This is a genomic window from Meiothermus cerbereus (assembly GCF_051297115.1).
Taxonomy (GTDB): domain Bacteria; phylum Deinococcota; class Deinococci; order Deinococcales; family Thermaceae; genus Meiothermus; species Meiothermus cerbereus_A.
Genome location: NZ_JBEVAL010000140.1, coordinates 1 through 1,975, shown reverse-complemented (window position 1 = coordinate 1,975; position 1,975 = coordinate 1). Strand labels below are relative to the sequence as shown.

At 62.9% G+C, this 1,975-nt stretch carries 5 protein-coding genes; 1 reads left to right on the top strand and 4 read right to left on the bottom strand.

What is annotated here, in order from left to right; genetic code table 11:
- Positions 1-186: 186 nt before the first annotated feature.
- Positions 187-447, bottom strand: coding sequence for a hypothetical protein (locus ABWU19_RS14745; RefSeq protein ID WP_435902394.1), 261 nt, complete (start codon positions 445-447; stop codon positions 187-189).
- A gap of 148 nt (positions 448-595) precedes the next feature.
- Here ABWU19_RS14745 and ABWU19_RS14740 point away from each other — a divergent pair, with 148 nt between their 5' ends.
- Complete coding sequence (locus ABWU19_RS14740) at positions 596-811, top strand: hypothetical protein (protein WP_435902393.1); 216 nt, start codon at positions 596-598, stop codon at positions 809-811.
- A 65-nt stretch (positions 812-876) separates the two neighbouring features.
- On the opposite strand, the gene ABWU19_RS14735 is transcribed toward ABWU19_RS14740, so the two are convergent.
- From ABWU19_RS14735 to ABWU19_RS14725, 3 genes are all read right to left on the bottom strand, one after another.
- Positions 877-1,335, bottom strand: a complete 459-nt coding sequence (locus tag ABWU19_RS14735) for an RES family NAD+ phosphorylase (protein WP_435902392.1) — start codon at positions 1,333-1,335, stop codon at positions 877-879.
- Positions 1,332-1,730 (bottom strand): type II RES/Xre toxin-antitoxin system antitoxin, encoded by a 399-nt coding sequence (gene parS / locus ABWU19_RS14730; RefSeq protein WP_435902391.1) that lies wholly within the window; start codon positions 1,728-1,730, stop codon positions 1,332-1,334. The genes ABWU19_RS14735 and parS overlap by 4 nt, the downstream gene beginning before the upstream one ends.
- 32 nt (positions 1,731-1,762) lie before the next feature.
- A partial coding sequence (locus tag ABWU19_RS14725) for a hypothetical protein (RefSeq protein WP_435902390.1) occupies positions 1,763-1,975 on the bottom strand: 213 nt, incomplete at its 5' end.

Sequence of the window (1,975 nt, the reverse complement as noted above, 5' to 3'; positions counted from 1 at the left end):
GAAAGCCCGGCTGGGGTTGAAGGGTGAGGAGCTATCCACCCTCGAGCGCTTTTTGGCGGGCGAGGAGGTAGATCAGGCCGCCCTGGACACCCTGGCAGCGACGCTCAAGGCGCGAATCGCCGCATAGCAGGCAAGCCTTTTTGCCTTCCGAGGATCATCCCTGTCCTTGGAAGGTTCTTTTTTGGGCTAGTTGATGGGGCCGCGCTCGCGGAAGTAAGCCCCGTTGCTGTCCCATACCGGCACCAGACGCCCGTTGAGACACCCCTCGAGGAACTCGAGCATCCGTGGGGCAGTCTGGCATTCGATAACCACCGTATCGCCTGAAACGTCAAGCAGAGGCTCTTCTCCGAGTGACGCAGCCATGTGGCGCAGAAAGCAGGCCAGGTCCTCCGGGTGATCGGTGTCAACGAAGCGAACTCGGGTTCCTTCGTAAATTGCTCTGGGCATAGCTCCATCTTAACGCAAGATGGCCGGGAAAGCCCGGCGCATCTGCGGTCAGGAGGGGAAAAGGCTTCCCCTTCCACTTTTTATGGTACTCGAGGGGGATTGAAGCGGTCAAGATTGAACAATACAATATTGTCGTCAGGAGGTAAAAATGGAAAAGGTTTTTGTCTGTCCAGACCTGCGTACCGGTGAGAAACTTGCGGAGTTGCTCTACCTGGGCTTCAAAGCAGGTAATCTTGCCGAGTGGGAAGGAGACCAGGGTTGGCTCAAGCCCGCCTACAGGATCACTTTCCGCAGTAAAGCCCTTCAACGGGGTTTTGTGGAGTTTGTGAGGGCTCTCTTCCCTTCGGTCGTCATCCTCGACTAACCCTTCCGTCCTTCTTTCTTTGCCTCTCGGAGACCGTCCTTTTCTCTGAGGGGTTCTTTTTGTGTCTAGCGCAGCAGGCGTGGGTCAAGGAAGAGTGGCTGGGGCTGGCCGATCCTCACCTCGCTCATCGCGGGGTGGCGGGGGTTGAGCAGCAGATTGAACTCCTTTGGAACCACGGCTGAAGGAACCCGCAGGGCCAGGGAGCGCAGGCTCAGGGCCCACTCGCTGCCCAGCCTCTGGGTGGACTCGGGGTAGGGCTCGGGCAACTGCCGCCAGTCGGGGGGCAGTTCGCTCAGCTCCTCGACGTGGGAATCGGGGATCTCCACCTCGATGGCCACGAACGCGGCCAGGTGAGCCCGGTCGTCCACGTGAACCAGCACCTCCAGGATGCCGGTGGAGAGGTGTTCGGCCAGGTACACCACCGGGACCCCGAGGCGGTTCCAGCGTCCGGGGCTCTTGGCTGCCCCTTCCCCGGTGAAGGCGGTGTGGGCGTAGCTGCGCGAGGCGATGCGCCAGGCCCTCACGTCACCAGGCCGTCCTCCAGGCGGCCCAGGAGGTGCTCCACCGCCTGGGAGCCAGGTTCAGTGTCCAGGTACGCGAGGGGGCTCGAGCCGTGCAGGAAGACCTTAGGGCTGTTCATCCAGGAGGCGGCCAGTTGGGGCGAGCCGAAAAGATCCTCAGCACGGCGCAGCAGGTAGATCACCCGGTACAGGCGGTTGGACTGCTCCCGGTTCAGGCGTCCCAGGCCCTTGTAGCGGTGGAGGCTGCTCCTGGGGATGCCCGCTGCCTCCAGCACCTCCTGCTGATCCAGACCGTAGCGCCGGGCCACCTCGGGGATGAGCTCCACCGGCAGCCCCTCCCGGACGCTCGCCACGTCAGTGGGTGAGCCGTCAAAGCGGAGGGGGAGCACTGTTCCCATATGGGACATTATGGTGTTCTGATTTGAACAGGTCAACGGCTGAGCCGCCGGGCAGCCTGGAGGGTACGGGGGGCTCGGGATAGATCGGCCTCGAGGCGGTTCCCCTCGAGCCGGAAGCGGGCGGCTTCACCGTAGCGCTTCGCCAGCACCCGGAAGTAGTCCTCGCTGAAGCGGAGGAAGGCGGTGGCGGCCTCACCCCGCAGGGTACGGGGCGGGTAGAGCCGGAAGCCGTTCTTCCCGTAGCG

Excerpts from the sequence above, each read along its gene's own strand:
- parS (WP_435902391.1), bottom strand. The coding sequence starts at position 1,730 with ATGGGAACAGTGCTCCCCCTCCGCTTTGACGGCTCACCCACTGACGTG.
- ABWU19_RS14740 (WP_435902393.1), top strand. The coding sequence starts at position 596 with ATGGAAAAGGTTTTTGTCTGTCCAGACCTGCGTACCGGTGAGAAACTT.
- ABWU19_RS14745 (WP_435902394.1), bottom strand. The coding sequence starts at position 447 with ATGCCCAGAGCAATTTACGAAGGAACCCGAGTTCGCTTCGTTGACACC.